Source organism: Marivivens niveibacter, from assembly GCF_002150005.2.
GTDB classification, from domain to species: domain Bacteria; phylum Pseudomonadota; class Alphaproteobacteria; order Rhodobacterales; family Rhodobacteraceae; genus Marivivens; species Marivivens niveibacter.
This window is the reverse complement of the sequence record NZ_MSPP01000001.1, coordinates 781,008-793,591: the sequence shown is the minus strand read 5'-3', so window position 1 is coordinate 793,591 and position 12,584 is coordinate 781,008. Positions and strand designations below refer to the sequence as shown.

The 12,584-nt window shown below is 55.7% G+C and carries 15 protein-coding genes; 5 read left to right on the top strand and 10 right to left on the bottom strand.

Translation table 11 applies throughout. The features are described from left to right. Positions 1-2: 2 nt before the first annotated feature. Complete coding sequence (locus BVC71_RS03830; protein ID WP_086450281.1) at positions 3-209, bottom strand: hypothetical protein; 207 nt, start codon at positions 207-209, stop codon at positions 3-5. 64 nt (positions 210-273) lie between these two features. After that, on the bottom strand, positions 274-1,518 hold the full coding sequence (locus tag BVC71_RS03825; RefSeq protein ID WP_086450280.1) for a sarcosine oxidase subunit beta family protein: 1,245 nt from the start codon (positions 1,516-1,518) through the stop codon (positions 274-276). A gap of 218 nt (positions 1,519-1,736) precedes the next feature. Here BVC71_RS03825 and ccmI point away from each other — a divergent pair, with 218 nt between their 5' ends. From ccmI to BVC71_RS03810, 3 genes are read left to right on the top strand one after another with little or no spacing between them, the layout of a single operon-like run. Then, positions 1,737-2,951 (top strand): c-type cytochrome biogenesis protein CcmI, encoded by a 1,215-nt coding sequence (gene ccmI / locus BVC71_RS03820; RefSeq protein ID WP_086450279.1) that lies wholly within the window; start codon positions 1,737-1,739, stop codon positions 2,949-2,951. After that, positions 2,948-3,418, top strand: a complete 471-nt coding sequence (ruvX, locus tag BVC71_RS03815; protein ID WP_086450278.1) for a Holliday junction resolvase RuvX — start codon at positions 2,948-2,950, stop codon at positions 3,416-3,418. Before ccmI ends, ruvX begins: the two co-directional genes overlap by 4 nt. A 1-nt stretch (position 3,419) precedes the next feature. After that, complete coding sequence (locus BVC71_RS03810) at positions 3,420-3,656, top strand: DUF1289 domain-containing protein (RefSeq protein WP_086450277.1); 237 nt, start codon at positions 3,420-3,422, stop codon at positions 3,654-3,656. 98 nt (positions 3,657-3,754) lie between these two features. Here BVC71_RS03810 and BVC71_RS15505 read toward each other — a convergent pair whose 3' ends face one another. From BVC71_RS15505 to BVC71_RS03800, 3 genes are read right to left on the bottom strand one after another with little or no spacing between them, the layout of a single operon-like run. Continuing rightward, a complete protein-coding gene (locus tag BVC71_RS15505; RefSeq protein ID WP_205905950.1) occupies positions 3,755-4,162 on the bottom strand; it encodes a fumarylacetoacetate hydrolase family protein in 408 nt (135 codons plus the stop codon). Between the two features lie 36 nt (positions 4,163-4,198). Further along, the gene (locus BVC71_RS15500) at positions 4,199-4,546 is read right to left on the bottom strand and encodes an FAA hydrolase family protein (protein ID WP_205905949.1); all 348 of its coding nucleotides are present in this window, start codon (positions 4,544-4,546) and stop codon (positions 4,199-4,201) included. Further along, positions 4,543-5,343 (bottom strand): fumarylacetoacetate hydrolase family protein, encoded by an 801-nt coding sequence (locus tag BVC71_RS03800; RefSeq protein ID WP_240516767.1) that lies wholly within the window; start codon positions 5,341-5,343, stop codon positions 4,543-4,545. The genes BVC71_RS15500 and BVC71_RS03800 overlap by 4 nt, the downstream gene beginning before the upstream one ends. Positions 5,344-5,802: 459 nt before the next feature. Here BVC71_RS03800 and BVC71_RS03795 point away from each other — a divergent pair, with 459 nt between their 5' ends. Then, the gene (locus tag BVC71_RS03795; protein WP_086450276.1) at positions 5,803-6,033 is read left to right on the top strand and encodes a DUF2798 domain-containing protein; all 231 of its coding nucleotides are present in this window, start codon (positions 5,803-5,805) and stop codon (positions 6,031-6,033) included. On the opposite strand, the gene BVC71_RS03790 is transcribed toward BVC71_RS03795, so the two are convergent. The 3 genes from BVC71_RS03790 to BVC71_RS03780 all read right to left on the bottom strand — a co-directional run bounded on the left by BVC71_RS03790 (position 6,030) and on the right by BVC71_RS03780 (position 8,728). Continuing rightward, positions 6,030-6,776 carry a hypothetical protein gene (locus BVC71_RS03790; RefSeq protein WP_086450275.1) on the bottom strand — a complete coding sequence of 249 codons (747 nt, stop codon included), beginning with the start codon at positions 6,774-6,776 and terminating at the stop codon, positions 6,030-6,032. The genes BVC71_RS03795 and BVC71_RS03790 overlap by 4 nt on opposite strands. Continuing rightward, on the bottom strand, positions 6,773-7,762 hold the full coding sequence (gene dusA, locus BVC71_RS03785) for a tRNA dihydrouridine(20/20a) synthase DusA (protein WP_086450274.1): 990 nt from the start codon (positions 7,760-7,762) through the stop codon (positions 6,773-6,775). The genes BVC71_RS03790 and dusA overlap by 4 nt, the downstream gene beginning before the upstream one ends. A 96-nt stretch (positions 7,763-7,858) precedes the next feature. Further along, a complete protein-coding gene (locus BVC71_RS03780; RefSeq protein ID WP_133064487.1) occupies positions 7,859-8,728 on the bottom strand; it encodes a hypothetical protein in 870 nt (289 codons plus the stop codon). Between the two features lie 422 nt (positions 8,729-9,150). Here BVC71_RS03780 and BVC71_RS03775 point away from each other — a divergent pair, with 422 nt between their 5' ends. After that, entirely contained in the window at positions 9,151-9,855 is a 705-nt protein-coding gene (locus BVC71_RS03775) for an endonuclease/exonuclease/phosphatase family protein (RefSeq protein ID WP_086450272.1), read from the top strand. On the opposite strand, the gene BVC71_RS03770 is transcribed toward BVC71_RS03775, so the two are convergent. Together BVC71_RS03770 and xylB are read right to left on the bottom strand one after the other, a co-directional pair. Continuing rightward, positions 9,839-11,038: a glycerate kinase type-2 family protein gene (locus BVC71_RS03770; protein WP_086450271.1), complete on the bottom strand. Its 1,200-nt coding sequence runs from the start codon at positions 11,036-11,038 to the stop codon at positions 9,839-9,841. The genes BVC71_RS03775 and BVC71_RS03770 overlap by 17 nt on opposite strands. 47 nt (positions 11,039-11,085) lie before the next feature. Then, complete coding sequence (xylB, locus tag BVC71_RS03765) at positions 11,086-12,525, bottom strand: xylulokinase (protein WP_086450270.1); 1,440 nt, start codon at positions 12,523-12,525, stop codon at positions 11,086-11,088. Positions 12,526-12,584 lie beyond the last annotated feature (59 nt).

Sequence of the window (12,584 nt, the reverse complement as noted above, 5' to 3'; positions counted from 1 at the left end):
GGTTATTGACCGACGGCGTCTTCGATAGCTTCGCCAGCTTCTTGCAGCGCAGTGCCGCCACCGTCGATGGAAATAGTGATGTCGTCAGACTGCTGCGACCCTGCCCAGACGAAATAGCCCAGAACAGCGACGACAACGACCAATGCACCCACGATGAACGCAAGGCCAGAGTTCGTGCCAGACGACGAATTGTTTGTTTGGTCAACCATTGCTGATCTCCTGTAAAATCACTTGTTACAGGTACAACGCAGGTATGGGCGAAAAGGTTCCGCATCAGTGCGCAACCCCCGCAGCAACGGATTCGTCGATGAATTTTCCTTCGCGGAAACGATACATGTCGAATTCGGCCGTCAGCGGGCTGTGACCTTTGGCCATAAGTTCGGCCATGCCCCAACCAGAGCCTGGGATCGCCTTGAACCCGCCGGTGCCCCAGCCGCAGTTCACAAAGATACCTTCGACAGGTGTTTTCGACAGGATCGGAGAACGGTCACCGGTCATATCCACGATGCCGCCCCACTGGCGCAGCATTTTCAAACGGCTAACCATCGGGAATGTTTCGACCAGTGCGCGAACGGTTTCTTCGATGTGATGGAAAGACCCACGCTGGGTGTAGTTGTTGTAGCTATCGGTGCCGCCGCCGATGACCATTTCGCCTTTGTCGGATTGCGACATATAGCCGTGAACGGTGTTCGCCATGACGACCACGTCCATGCAAGGTTTGATCGGCTCGGACACCAGCGCCTGCAAGGCCACCGATTCAATCGGCAGACGGAAACCCGCCATTTCAGCCAAGGTCGAGGTATGCCCCGCAACAACCATGCCTAGTTTGTCGCAATCGATGTCGCCTTTGGTGGTGTTTATGCCAACCACTTTACCGCCTTCGGTGCGCACGCCAGTGACTTCGCATTGCTGGATCACGTCCATGCCCATGTCGGAACAGGCACGTGCGTAGCCCCACGCCACAGCATCGTGACGCGCCGTGCCGCCCCGTTTTTGGTACAGGCCGCCCATGACAGGATAGCGTGGACCGTCGATGTTGATGATCGGAACCAGCTTTTTCAGCTGCTCTGGTGTGACCCATTCGGTCGCAACGCCCTGCAACTGGTTGGCCAGAACGGTCCGTTTGTAGCCGCGCACCTCGTGGTGGGTTTGCGCCAGCATGATCAAACCACGGGGGCTGAACATCACGTTGTAGTTCAAATCCTGCGATAGGTTTTCGTACAGCGACAGCGCCTTATCGTAAATCGCCGCCGATGGGTCCTGCAGGTAGTTCGAACGGATGATCGTGGTGTTACGGCCTGTATTGCCGCCGCCCAGCCAGCCTTTTTCAATAATCGCGACATTTGTGATGCCGTAATTTTTGCCCAAGTAGTAGGCCGTCGCCAGACCGTGACCGCCTGCCCCTACGATGATCACATCGTATTTTTTCTTGGGCTGAGGCGAACGCCATGCGCGTTCCCAACCAGAATGATAACGTAGACCCTCTCGGGCTACAGCGAATACGGAATAGCGTCTCATGCGTGCGAATCCCCTTTGTTGGTCGCGGGCATCCCTGTTTCCCCTTAAGTGCAAAAAATCACAGACCAAATGTCGACTGGACACGCCCGATTATTGCACCTTTGCGACATAGAATAACCGTTCGCGCCAAATCGGTATCGGGTCATGCGGACGCAGGGCCTTTTATCACGGCGAAATGACCGTTAGGTATTCATGGCACATCAGTTGGAGGCGCATGGATGTTCTGGATCATTGCTACCTTACTCGCGCTTGTCGCGGGCGGCATGTTGGTGCTGCCTTTGGCACGAAAGAATGAAACAGACACAACTGGCCCATCGGACGTTGATATCTACAAAACTCAATTGGCGGAAATTGAGCGCGACTTGAATCGCGGCATCCTATCCGCCGACGAAGCCGAACAAGCCAAGACCGAAGTCGCACGCCGTCTATTAGCCGCCGATAAAACAGCGGCAAACAACAATGGCGAAACCCCGCGCAAAATTGCGATCGGTGCCGCTGTTGTTTCGCTGGTTGCCGTGGTCGCAGGCGGTTTGGGTCTTTACGCCGTACTGGGCGCACCAAATGCGGACGACCTGCCCCGCGAACAGCGCATCGCAGACGCGCGTGCGCAGTACGACAACCGTCCGTCCCAAGCCGAAGCGGAATCGGCACAGCCTACCCCCGAAGATATCGACCTACCCGATAACCTACGCGACACTGTCGAACGAGTGCGCCAAAACGCACTGGACAATCCCGATGACATTGCAGCGTTGCGCGATCTTGCGCGGATGGAGATCATCATGGGCAACACGGCACGCGCCGCACGTGCGCAGGGCCAAATCGTAACGCAGATGGGCGGAAACGATGCCCCCATCGACGAAAAAGAAGCCTTGGCCGAACTTATGGTCTCTGCGGCTGGCGGCGTGGTCACGCCCGAAGCTGAACGCGTTTTGCGGGTCATTCTGGACGAAAACCCCAACAGCCTGACTGGTCTGTATTGGGTAGGCGCTTTGTTCATGCAAAATGGCCGCCCCGATCAAGCCTTTGTTTATTGGGATCGCCTGCTGCGCAACGCGCCAGAGGATGCTGAATGGATTGCGAACGTCCAACAAACCACGATGGATTTGGCATGGTACGCAGGCCGCGAAGATTACACACCGCCGGTGAACACCCTACGCGGCCCAACCGCCCAAGACATTGAAAACGCATCCGAAATGGACGCAGAATCCCAAGCGAACATGATCCAAGGCATGGTAGACGGGTTGATGTCGCGTTTGGCAAACGAAGGCGGAACACCCGACGAATGGGCGCAATTAATCCGCGCCCTGGGCGTTCAGGGCGATACCGAACGCGCCGCAGCGATCTGGGGCGAAGCACAGCAAAATTTCGCAGGCAATGAAACGGCGCTGAACGTCATCCGCCCTGCGGCAGTCTCCGCAGGAGTCGCCGAATGATCCTACAAACGGTTGATGAATTTGCGGGCGCAATCCCGCCATTCCGTGCGATTTGCGGGCTGGATCTAGGCACCGTGACAATCGGCGTTGCCGTTTCTGATGGTATGCGTCAGGTGGCCACCCCGTTGGAAACGATCAAACGCAAAAAATTTGGCGTGGACGCCGAAAAGCTGTTGGCGATTTTGGCGAAACGCGACATCGCAGGGATCGTTTTGGGCCTACCCTTGAACATGGACGGCACCGAAGGCCCACGCGCTCAATCGACCCGATCCTTTGCCCGCAATCTGGAAAAGCTAACGGATATCCCGATCACGTTTTGGGATGAACGCCTATCCACCGTCGCCGCTGAACGCGCGCTGCTAGAGGCGGATACATCCCGAAAACGTCGCGACGAGGTGATCGACCACGTCGCAGCAGGCTATATTCTGCAAGGGGTGCTGGACCGTTTGCGCCATTTGGGAGCCTAAAGTGACCGACGATATCTGGAAACGGGCCGAGATCGAAAGCCCCTGCAAAAAACTATGCGCCATCCACCCAGAGGCAAAAATTTGCACGGGCTGTTTTCGAACGCTTGCAGAAATCGGAAATTGGTCGCGCATGACACCCGCCGAACGTCGGGCCGTCATGGATGACTTGCCTGCCCGCGAACCAGCGTTGAAGAAACGGCGCGGTGGGCGGGCCGCCCGATTGGACCGTTTGAATTAGAAAACCTACCCGCGAAACGAGGAAAAACACACTCGTAATCCGGCGGCACTGGTTGGCGGTCAAATTGGCCGGACATAAGGCTTGGCGCTATCATAGATTTAGTCGGTGAAACACACCGAAACGCTGCCCAGTTCATGGAATGACGCGCGCACATGATCGCCGGGTTTGACCGCATAGGCCGCCGTGATCGCACCGCTCAGCGCGATGCTACCTGCGGTCAGCGTTTCGCCCATTCCGTGCAGAATGCGCACCATCAGCGCGATGGCTTCGGCGGGGTTATTCAACACCTCGGCACCTGCCCCCAGCGCGACGATGTCGCCATTGATTTCCATCACAGCGCCGATTGTGCGCAGATCAATCCCGTCTGGACGGCGCGGATAGCTGCCAACGACATAGCGCGCGGACGATGAATTATCTGCAATCACGCTTTGCATATCGAATTTGAAACCGGTGAAACGGCTGTCGATAATTTCAATCGCTGGGATCAGAAAATCGGTGGCCGCCATTACGTCCGCTGCGGTGCAATCCGCACCTGACAAAGTTTACTTAAGCACGAATGCGATTTCACATTCAACGCGCGGATGCACCATTTCGGATACCGAGATTTTCCCATCTTCGGCGACAGCCATTTTGTCGGTCAAAAACCCGATGGATGGGCTATCGACGCCCATCTGGATCATCTTTGGTTTCGATGTCAGGCCTGCTTTCCACCCCGTCAGGCGATGACCACGGGCGATGAAACTATGGCGCAGCGCGTTTTGCACGGCATAGGCATCTTCGACGGTCATGTCTGGGAACTCTTCGGTCAGTTTGCGGATCGCATGACCGTAGGTTTGCGCTGTTTCGACACGTTCAGCCAAACGCACGATATCTATTTGGGTCAAAGTCATGCCAGCGCCTTTCCGGTAAAATGAACGTTGCATTTGCCCATGCCAGCGATTTCAACAGACAACGTGTCGCCGCCTTGCATCCCAACCAATGCGGCCTGTGATCCAGACAGAATGACTTCGCCAGCCTTTAGCGGTTTGCCCAACGGTCCCAACGTATTCGCCAGCCACGCCACAGCATTCAAAGGCGACCCCTGAACAGCGGCGCCGCAGCCCGATGTTGCGACCTCGTCATTTTTGCAAACGACCATGCCCGCCAGACGCAAATCCACGTCGCGTGGGTCGGTCTTTTCACGGCCCAGAACAAACACACCGCATGACGCGTTGTCGGAAACAGTGTCTTGGATTGCGATTTTCCAGTCCTGAAAACGGGTATCCACAACCTCGATACAGGGGGTGACGTATGCGGTGGCTTGCAGCACGTCCAATGCCGTCACGCCCGGACCATTCACGTCATGTTTCAGCACAAAGGCCAATTCGCCTTCGACGCGGGGCTGCATCAGAGTGCCCAGATCAATGGTATCGCCGTCCTGAAACAGCATGGCATCCGTCAAAATGCCGAAATCAGGCTGATAAACGCCCAAAGCGTCCTGAATTGCCTTGCTGGTTAAACCAATCTTTTTGCCGATCACCTTTTCGCCGTCCGCAATGCGGCGGTCCATCATGCGCGACTGGATACGATAGGCATCCTCAATCGTGCAGGTCGGTTCCAATGCGGCGATTTTATCTATTGGCTGACGTGTGCGCTGTGCCTCGAACAGCATATCGCCTAGCGCGTCGATGCGTGCTTGATCGATCATATCCCCCCCATAATGAAACCTAACGAGCCCAATACGTTGATTCATGACACCGCGTTGCCAAACCACACCCTGCAATAATTTGTCGGCCCCGAAACCATTCAAAAAATGGATAAAACATAAGTTCAGCACAGCCAGAGTAAGAACTACGTTTGGATAATAGATAAATGAGGTATTTCGAAGCAGTCACAAAAGAGATGCGTTTTGACCGCACTGCGGCAACCAAGGCTCAATGCAAACCGCGTTTTGAACGTCGCAGGTCATCGGTTTTTGTTGCCTTGCGACGCTTTGGTTAATTCGATACGATGTAAGGGTCGGAAAAATTCTTGGCTGGTCCGGTTATTCCAGCCCCCGCAATCGGGAATTTACACATGGGTCATCCCATGATGCCGCGACACCGAAACCCATAACGGGGCGGTGTCGGCATTTATACGCGACATCCCCCATCTATCAGAGTGTGAGATGTCGAAGAAAATTATTATTATCAATCAGATCGTTATGACCTGCCTCATGGCGTTTTCCATGTCAGGCATCATGTTGTTGATCGCGATGGGGCCGATGCCTGGATTTATCGGAATGTGGATTCCAAATTTCCTGATCGCTTGGCCCATCGCCTTTGTTGCCACAAATCTGGCGTGGCCGATTGCGTCGTTCATCACCCGCAAAATTGCGGGCGGCAGCCTAGCCCATTAATCACGCAACCAGTCGCGGAAATTGTCGAACTGCGGACGGAAAAACGCCATGCGCCGTCCTGCGGCTGGCACTTTGTTTTTAGCATCGGGCGCAGTTCCGTGGATCACCATGCGGTCCAGCAGAACCGACTGCCCTGCGGTCATTGGCAATTCGACGCGTTCGCAGCATTCGAACACTTCGGCGCGGGCATCGGCGTATATTTCAGTGACATCGATGTCTGGCCACATGGATGGCGGCATACCAGCAAACGCCACGGTAAAAGCTTCGCGCATGATCTCTTCGCTACCCGGCCAAACGACCAAAGGCGCCTGGGTGCAGTCATTCACCGCAACGGCTGTGATATAAGCGTGCGGTTCGCGTAGGTGGCGCCGTTTTTCCGGACCTTCAGCCAATAGGCCATCCAAATGCGCCGCATCCCGAGCCAGACGATATTTATGCGCCTTGTCCGACTCATCCGCGTCTTTCCGCGGATACCCTTTGTAGATGACTGACAACTGCGCGGGGTGCAGCGGCAAACCGGGAACCATACCATCCCAAGGCCCCCGCAAAGGCACGCCATCAATGGCCCCTTTTTCATCCGTCGGCAAAGCGTCGACACCAACAAACCACGTCTGTCCATGACGCAACCATTTTGCCTGTTGCGCAGGATCCGCCAGAACAGCGTCCGCCGCCGCATTTGCAGCTTTGGCCCATGCGGTCATTTCGGGCGTTTTGTCGAACTGGATAAAGCCGCCTTCGATCATAGCAGATACTCCAACGCAGCTTCGACGGTTTCGATCCCTGCCCCATCGCGCGTGGCATTTTCCGACAAATGCCGACGCCATCCACGCGCGCCGGGACGCCCCATGAAGGCACCTAGCATATGGCGGGTAACCTGATGCAAACGGCCGCCATTCGACAGATGCGTTTCGATATAAGGCAGCATATCGCGGACGATCTGTACAGGATCGGTATCGGTCCCCTGCCCGTAAATGCGGCGGTCGGCCTGGCACAGAACATCAGCCGGATTGTGATAGGCCGCGCGCCCGATCATCACACCGTCAAGACCCTGCGCCAATTGCTCCTCTGCCGCGTCTAGCGTCGCGATACCGCCGTTGATCGAGATATGCAGATCAGGATTGTCGCGTTTGATCTGATGCACCAGATCATAATCCAGTGGCGGAATATCGCGGTTTTCCTTGGGGCTTAGCCCCTGCAGCCACGCCTTGCGAGCGTGAATGGTGAACCGTTTTACGCCTGCAGCGCTGACCTTTGCGATGAATTCTGGTAGGACGTCATGCGGTTCTTGATCATCCACGCCGATACGGCATTTGACCGTCACCTCGACCGGCGAAGCAGCGATCATTTCAGCGACGCATTCGGCAACCAGATCAGGCGATTTCATCAAGATCGCCCCAAACGCGCCTGATTGAACGCGATCAGACGGGCAACCGCAGTTCAGATTAACCTCGTCATAGCCGTAGTCTGCGGAAATTGCCGTTGCTTCGGCCAGTTGTTTTGGATCCGAACCACCCAATTGGACTGCGACGGGATGTTCGACAGCGTCAAAACCCAACAACCGATCACGATCGCCGTGGATGACAGCGGGCGCTGTCACCATTTCAGTATACAAAAGGGTTTGCTGCGACAGCATACGGTGGAAAACACGGCAATGCCGGTCTGTCCAATCCATCATCGGCGCAACACTTAGCCGCGCACTTTGAGACATGTCAGAGTTTAGTTCGGACATTGAAAACCTATCGATCCGTCACTGTGGCAGAGTTGCCCGCGATATAACGACGGATCGATAGAAATGATAGTGCCTGATCCGAACCTAACGGTTTGTTTAGTCGGCGATGAAATCTAGGTAGATAGCCGAATCCGACGATTCAAACAGAATAACACCGCCGATTTCGTCTGGTGTTCCATTGCCTTGATCCCAACCAAAGAATGTCCCTTCGGCGGTACCTTCGCCGCCAGTCCCGACAACAATGTAATTGAAATTTTCGGTCATTTCGCCACCAGAGAAACCATTACCGTCGATTGTCATATCGGTAAATGCAATGCCGCCTGCTGGATATAGATCAGTGCCGTCATCCAAAATTAGGTCAGTGATCTCTAGATCCACGCTGCCGCCTTGACCAAAATAAGCGCTGGCTGTTGCTGTGCCACCGTAAAGATCGAAGTCGCCCAACGAATCAGCGCCAAGGCCTGCGGCATCACCTGTATACACCGCATAGCCAGAATTGGGCATATCACCTTCTTGGGTAACGATGCCACCAACCCCAGTCAGGTAGTAATTAACACCGCCAACTGTATAAGTTTCGGCAAAGACTGATGCATAATCATAGGTCTGGGTCGCGTAGGCGTAGACCAACAGTACGGCCTCGCCGCTTCCATCTGTTGCATAGCCGTAATAGTCAAATCCGTCACTATCGACCAAGCTGTACTGGCCATCGTTAATCACGACTTTCCCGGTGTTGTGGTTCAACGAACCGCTCATGCCAACGATATCAGCGTCGTCAGATGCAGAACTGACGCGAACAGCAACGCCACCCATCGTGCTGGTGGTCGTCGAAGTTGTCCCAGCAGTATCATTCAGTGCTGCGTAGGTGCTGCTAACCGAAAAGAAATCTTCGATTGTGGTGCCGCCACATGCGGTCAAAGAAAAAAGAACTGGTGCCGCAGCAACCAATTTCATCGCCGTAAATTTCACTATTTTGCCCCCCAAAGGCGTCTTTCAGCATGTTCATCGGGGGTGCGACGCCTGCTTTTCTAGCCCACTGTACACAACCCACGATGGCATTAAAAACACGACAGCATCGCGTTAATCAATTGTAAACTTTTTACATAAGAGCATTTTTCTTAAGTTTATTTTGACCCAATGATCAAATGGTATGGAATACCTTACCTGTTATGGTTGTGAGACTATTTGCCCGACAAACGTTCTGACAACTGGCCTAGACGAAAAAACGAAAGACATAGGCAGCCAGTTCCGGTTTTCGTGGTTTCACTGTCGAATGAAACGCAAAAACGGTTCGTCAGCGGGGGCACAGATAATGCCTCACGGTCAAAGATTTTGATACACGACCATTTCCTGCACCTAACAATCGCAGCTCTAGCTATTACATAAATGGTATGGTCAACGCTTCGCTTACAGATCTGACTTTAGCCAGCTACAACATCCGCGCCGGTTTAGGTGTAGATTTGCGGCGCGATCCGATCCGCAGCTTGAAAACCATTCACGGACTGGATGCTGATATCGTTACCTTGCAAGAGGCTGATTTCAGATTAGGCACCCGTCCTACCGCCCTGCCTCGAGATACGATCGGGACCTACACTGATCTTGCGCCGATCCCCGTCGCTGAAAATGACCACAGTTTGGGCTGGCATGGCGTTGCAATCCTTGCGCGCCCGAACCTGGCACATACCGACATTCACCGCATTCCGCTGCCGGGCCTAGAACCACGCGGGGCGATCGTTGTGGATTTCAACGTAGGCTTTCGATTGGTTGCCGTACACTTGGGCCTTTTGCGGCGCGACAGGCGTGCACAGATGGCGCACATCCGCGCAATTATCAACGAACTAGACAATCGTCCGACCGTTATGATGGGGGATTTCAACGAATGGTCGACCCGCAGAGGGTTTGAACCCCTCGCTGGCTATACCGTTTTGACGGCGGGCAAAACGTTCCCGTCTCGGCTCCCGTTGGGTCATTTGGATCGGCTGGTGCATTGCGACATGTGCACAGTTACGCCATTACCAATCCCGACCGTGACTGGTGCCCATGCCTCGGACCATTTACCAATCAAAGCACGGCTTAACCTTAGCGGCGGATCATAACGCCCAAATCGGCCACATTCGTGCCCGTCCCGCCAGTGATCAACAAATCAGCTGCCAGTTTTAACGCCTCGTAGCTGTCGTTGTTTGCTAGCAAAGCATCAATATCGCCCCTCGCAGCAGCGATGCGCGATAGCGTATCCTGATCGACAATTCCGCCGGCTGCATCCGTTGGCCCATCGCGTCCGTCCGATCCCCCCTGCAAACAGCACCAGTCCGTCCAGCCCCGACGTGCGGCTTCTTGCGCAATGAGCAATGATAGCTCCTGATTGCGTCCGCCTTTGCCAGTACCCTTGAGTGTCACGGTCGTCTCGCCGCCCCAAACGGTAATCCCGGGTCCGGCCGCATCGCAAATTTGGCGAGCAGCGTCGGCCACATCGCCTTCAATCGGATCATCAATCACGTAACAGTCTGGCCCTGCCGCGTCTTTCAATGCAGCGACCGATTGCGCATTAGATCCTATCAGAATGTTGTCCGCCGATACAGTCCCCACCTTTTGTTCAGAGTTCGATAGATGCGCACGAACACTATCCGCAACCTTATCCCACAGCCCATATCGTTCCAAAGTTTCCTGTGCTTCCGCCCGAGTGCCCAACGCAGCCACCGTAGGCCCGCTCGCAATCGTGGATAGATCATCGCCCACAACATCCGAAAGGATCAGCGCACGCAAAGGCCGCCCCGCACACAATCGCGCCAACCCGCCGCCTTTCAATTGCGACAACTGCTGTCGTACCAAATTCATCGCATGAATATCGGCACCAGACCCCAATAACAGTCGGCTCACCTCGGCTTTGTCTTGTAAACTCACGCCCTCTACTGGCGCTGGCAGCAACGCCGACCCGCCCCCTGATACCAGCACTAGCACAGGCCCGTCAGTCGATTTAATCGCGTCCATAAATGCAGCAGCACCCGCAGCGCCGTTGTCATCCGGCACCGGATGACCGGCGCTCATAACCTTCGCGCCCTGCAAGGGCGCGGCATTTTCGTAATTGGTCACAACGATGCAGTCCGCGCTCGGCGTCACACCCAGCGCCGCCTCCGCCATACGGCGGGCTGCTTTACCCACCGATAGGATCAGCGCGGGGTCAAACCCGTCAATCCCGCGCAAAACACCTGCATATGGGTCCGCCGCTGCGACACCCGCCATAAAAATCTGTTGGGCTAAGGCCCTAATATCATTGGTCATAGGGTCAGCCTGACGGGTTACGTCAAACGCTTCAACCCCTTAGCTGTTTATTCCAGCCCCTTTAGCGCCCGATACGCCGCGCCATACCGCGCGTGTGCCGCGGCAAAATCGTCCTGCAACGCTACAACCGGATCTACCGTGCGTTCGATCACGGGTAGCGGCGCGGCCTCTGCCCCTGCCCCTGTCGCGGCCATCAGACCCAATCGCGCCGCTCCAAACGCACCGCCATAATCGCCTGCCTCTGGCAATGACACAGGGATGCCCAGCGACGTTGCAATCGCCTGCACCCAATAATCGGATTTCGATCCACCACCCACAGCGATCAGGCGGTCAATCTTGGTCCCTGTTGATGTCAACGCATCATAACAATCGCGGATTGCATGGGTGACGCCCTCTAGCACGGCGCGGGTCATGGCCTGCTGGTCCGTGCTGTGATCCAGATGCAGGAACGAGCCACGGATTTTCGTATCATTATGCGGCGTGCGCTCGCCGCCCAGATAAGGCAGGAACAGCGTCCGCGTCGGCGCGCGCAGATCACCCAAAACGCTGGTCAAATCCGCAGGCTTCGCGCCCATCACGCGACCGAACCAATTCATGGCATCCGCAGCGGCCAGAATAACCCCCATCTGGTGCCAAGTCTCAGGCAGCGCGTGACAGAACGTATGAACTGCCGATGCCGCGTCTGGCTGATACGCCTCGGATGCTGCGAACAGCACGCCCGATGTACCCAGCGACACAAACGCATCCCCTGGGTTTACAACGCCCACGCCCACCGCGCTGGCTGCGTTATCTCCGCCGCCGCCTGCGACGATCACATCTGCGGGCAAGCCCCATTCGGATGCCAAAGCCCCGCGCACGATGCCCGAATTTTCCGACCCTTCAACCAGTCGCGGCATCTGTTCGCGTGTCAGATCGGTCGCGGATAGCAGCCCGTCACACCAATCGCGTTTGCCCACATCCAACCACGATGTACCCGCCGCATCCGACATTTCCGCAACCGCGTCACCGGTCAGATATAGACGCAAGTAATCCTTTGGTAGCAGAACCTTATCGACCTTTTTGAACGTCTCTGGTTCGTTATTTTTGACCCATGCCAATTTCGGCGCGGTAAATCCGGGGAATACGATATTGCCCGTCTTTTCGCGGAACTGCGGATCGGCGTCCAGTTCTGCGGCCTCTGCCGCGCTGCGGGTGTCGTTCCACAGGATACAAGGGCGCAGAACCTCGCCCGCTTTGTCCACCAGCGTTGCACCATGCATGTGCCCCGACAGGCCAATTGCGCGGGTTTTGCCCAGATCGATCTTGGCTGCTAGCCCTGCCATGACGTCATTGACGGCGGCGATCCAATCGGCGGGGTTCTGTTCGGACCATCCGTCATGCGGTCGCTGCACGGTTAGCGGCGCCAGCGCCTCGGCCAGAATGGCCTGATTGTCGTCGATCACGATGCCCTTGAGCCCCGACGTGCCTAAATCCAAACCGATATACATGAGCGATCCTCCCGTTCCTTATTAGCGGGCTAGCACGCAACCACCAAACGGGCAATAGC

Bases quoted from the DNA above. Each gene is read 5' to 3' on its own strand.
- ruvX (WP_086450278.1), top strand. From the start codon at position 2,948: ATGATCCTACAAACGGTTGATGAATTTGCGGGCGCAATCCCGCCATTC.
- xylB (WP_086450270.1), bottom strand. From the start codon at position 12,525: ATGTATATCGGTTTGGATTTAGGCACGTCGGGGCTCAAGGGCATCGTG.
- ccmI (WP_086450279.1), top strand. From the start codon at position 1,737: ATGTTCTGGATCATTGCTACCTTACTCGCGCTTGTCGCGGGCGGCATG.
- BVC71_RS03795 (WP_086450276.1), top strand. From the start codon at position 5,803: ATGTCGAAGAAAATTATTATTATCAATCAGATCGTTATGACCTGCCTC.
- BVC71_RS03790 (WP_086450275.1), bottom strand. From the start codon at position 6,776: ATGATCGAAGGCGGCTTTATCCAGTTCGACAAAACGCCCGAAATGACC.
- BVC71_RS03830 (WP_086450281.1), bottom strand. From the start codon at position 209: ATGGTTGACCAAACAAACAATTCGTCGTCTGGCACGAACTCTGGCCTT.
- BVC71_RS03770 (WP_086450271.1), bottom strand. From the start codon at position 11,038: ATGACCAATGATATTAGGGCCTTAGCCCAACAGATTTTTATGGCGGGT.
- BVC71_RS15500 (WP_205905949.1), bottom strand. From the start codon at position 4,546: ATGACTTTGACCCAAATAGATATCGTGCGTTTGGCTGAACGTGTCGAA.
- BVC71_RS03775 (WP_086450272.1), top strand. From the start codon at position 9,151: ATGGTCAACGCTTCGCTTACAGATCTGACTTTAGCCAGCTACAACATC.
- BVC71_RS15505 (WP_205905950.1), bottom strand. From the start codon at position 4,162: ATGGCGGCCACCGATTTTCTGATCCCAGCGATTGAAATTATCGACAGC.
- BVC71_RS03825 (WP_086450280.1), bottom strand. From the start codon at position 1,518: ATGAGACGCTATTCCGTATTCGCTGTAGCCCGAGAGGGTCTACGTTAT.
- BVC71_RS03800 (WP_240516767.1), bottom strand. From the start codon at position 5,343: ATGATCGATCAAGCACGCATCGACGCGCTAGGCGATATGCTGTTCGAG.
- dusA (WP_086450274.1), bottom strand. From the start codon at position 7,762: ATGTCCGAACTAAACTCTGACATGTCTCAAAGTGCGCGGCTAAGTGTT.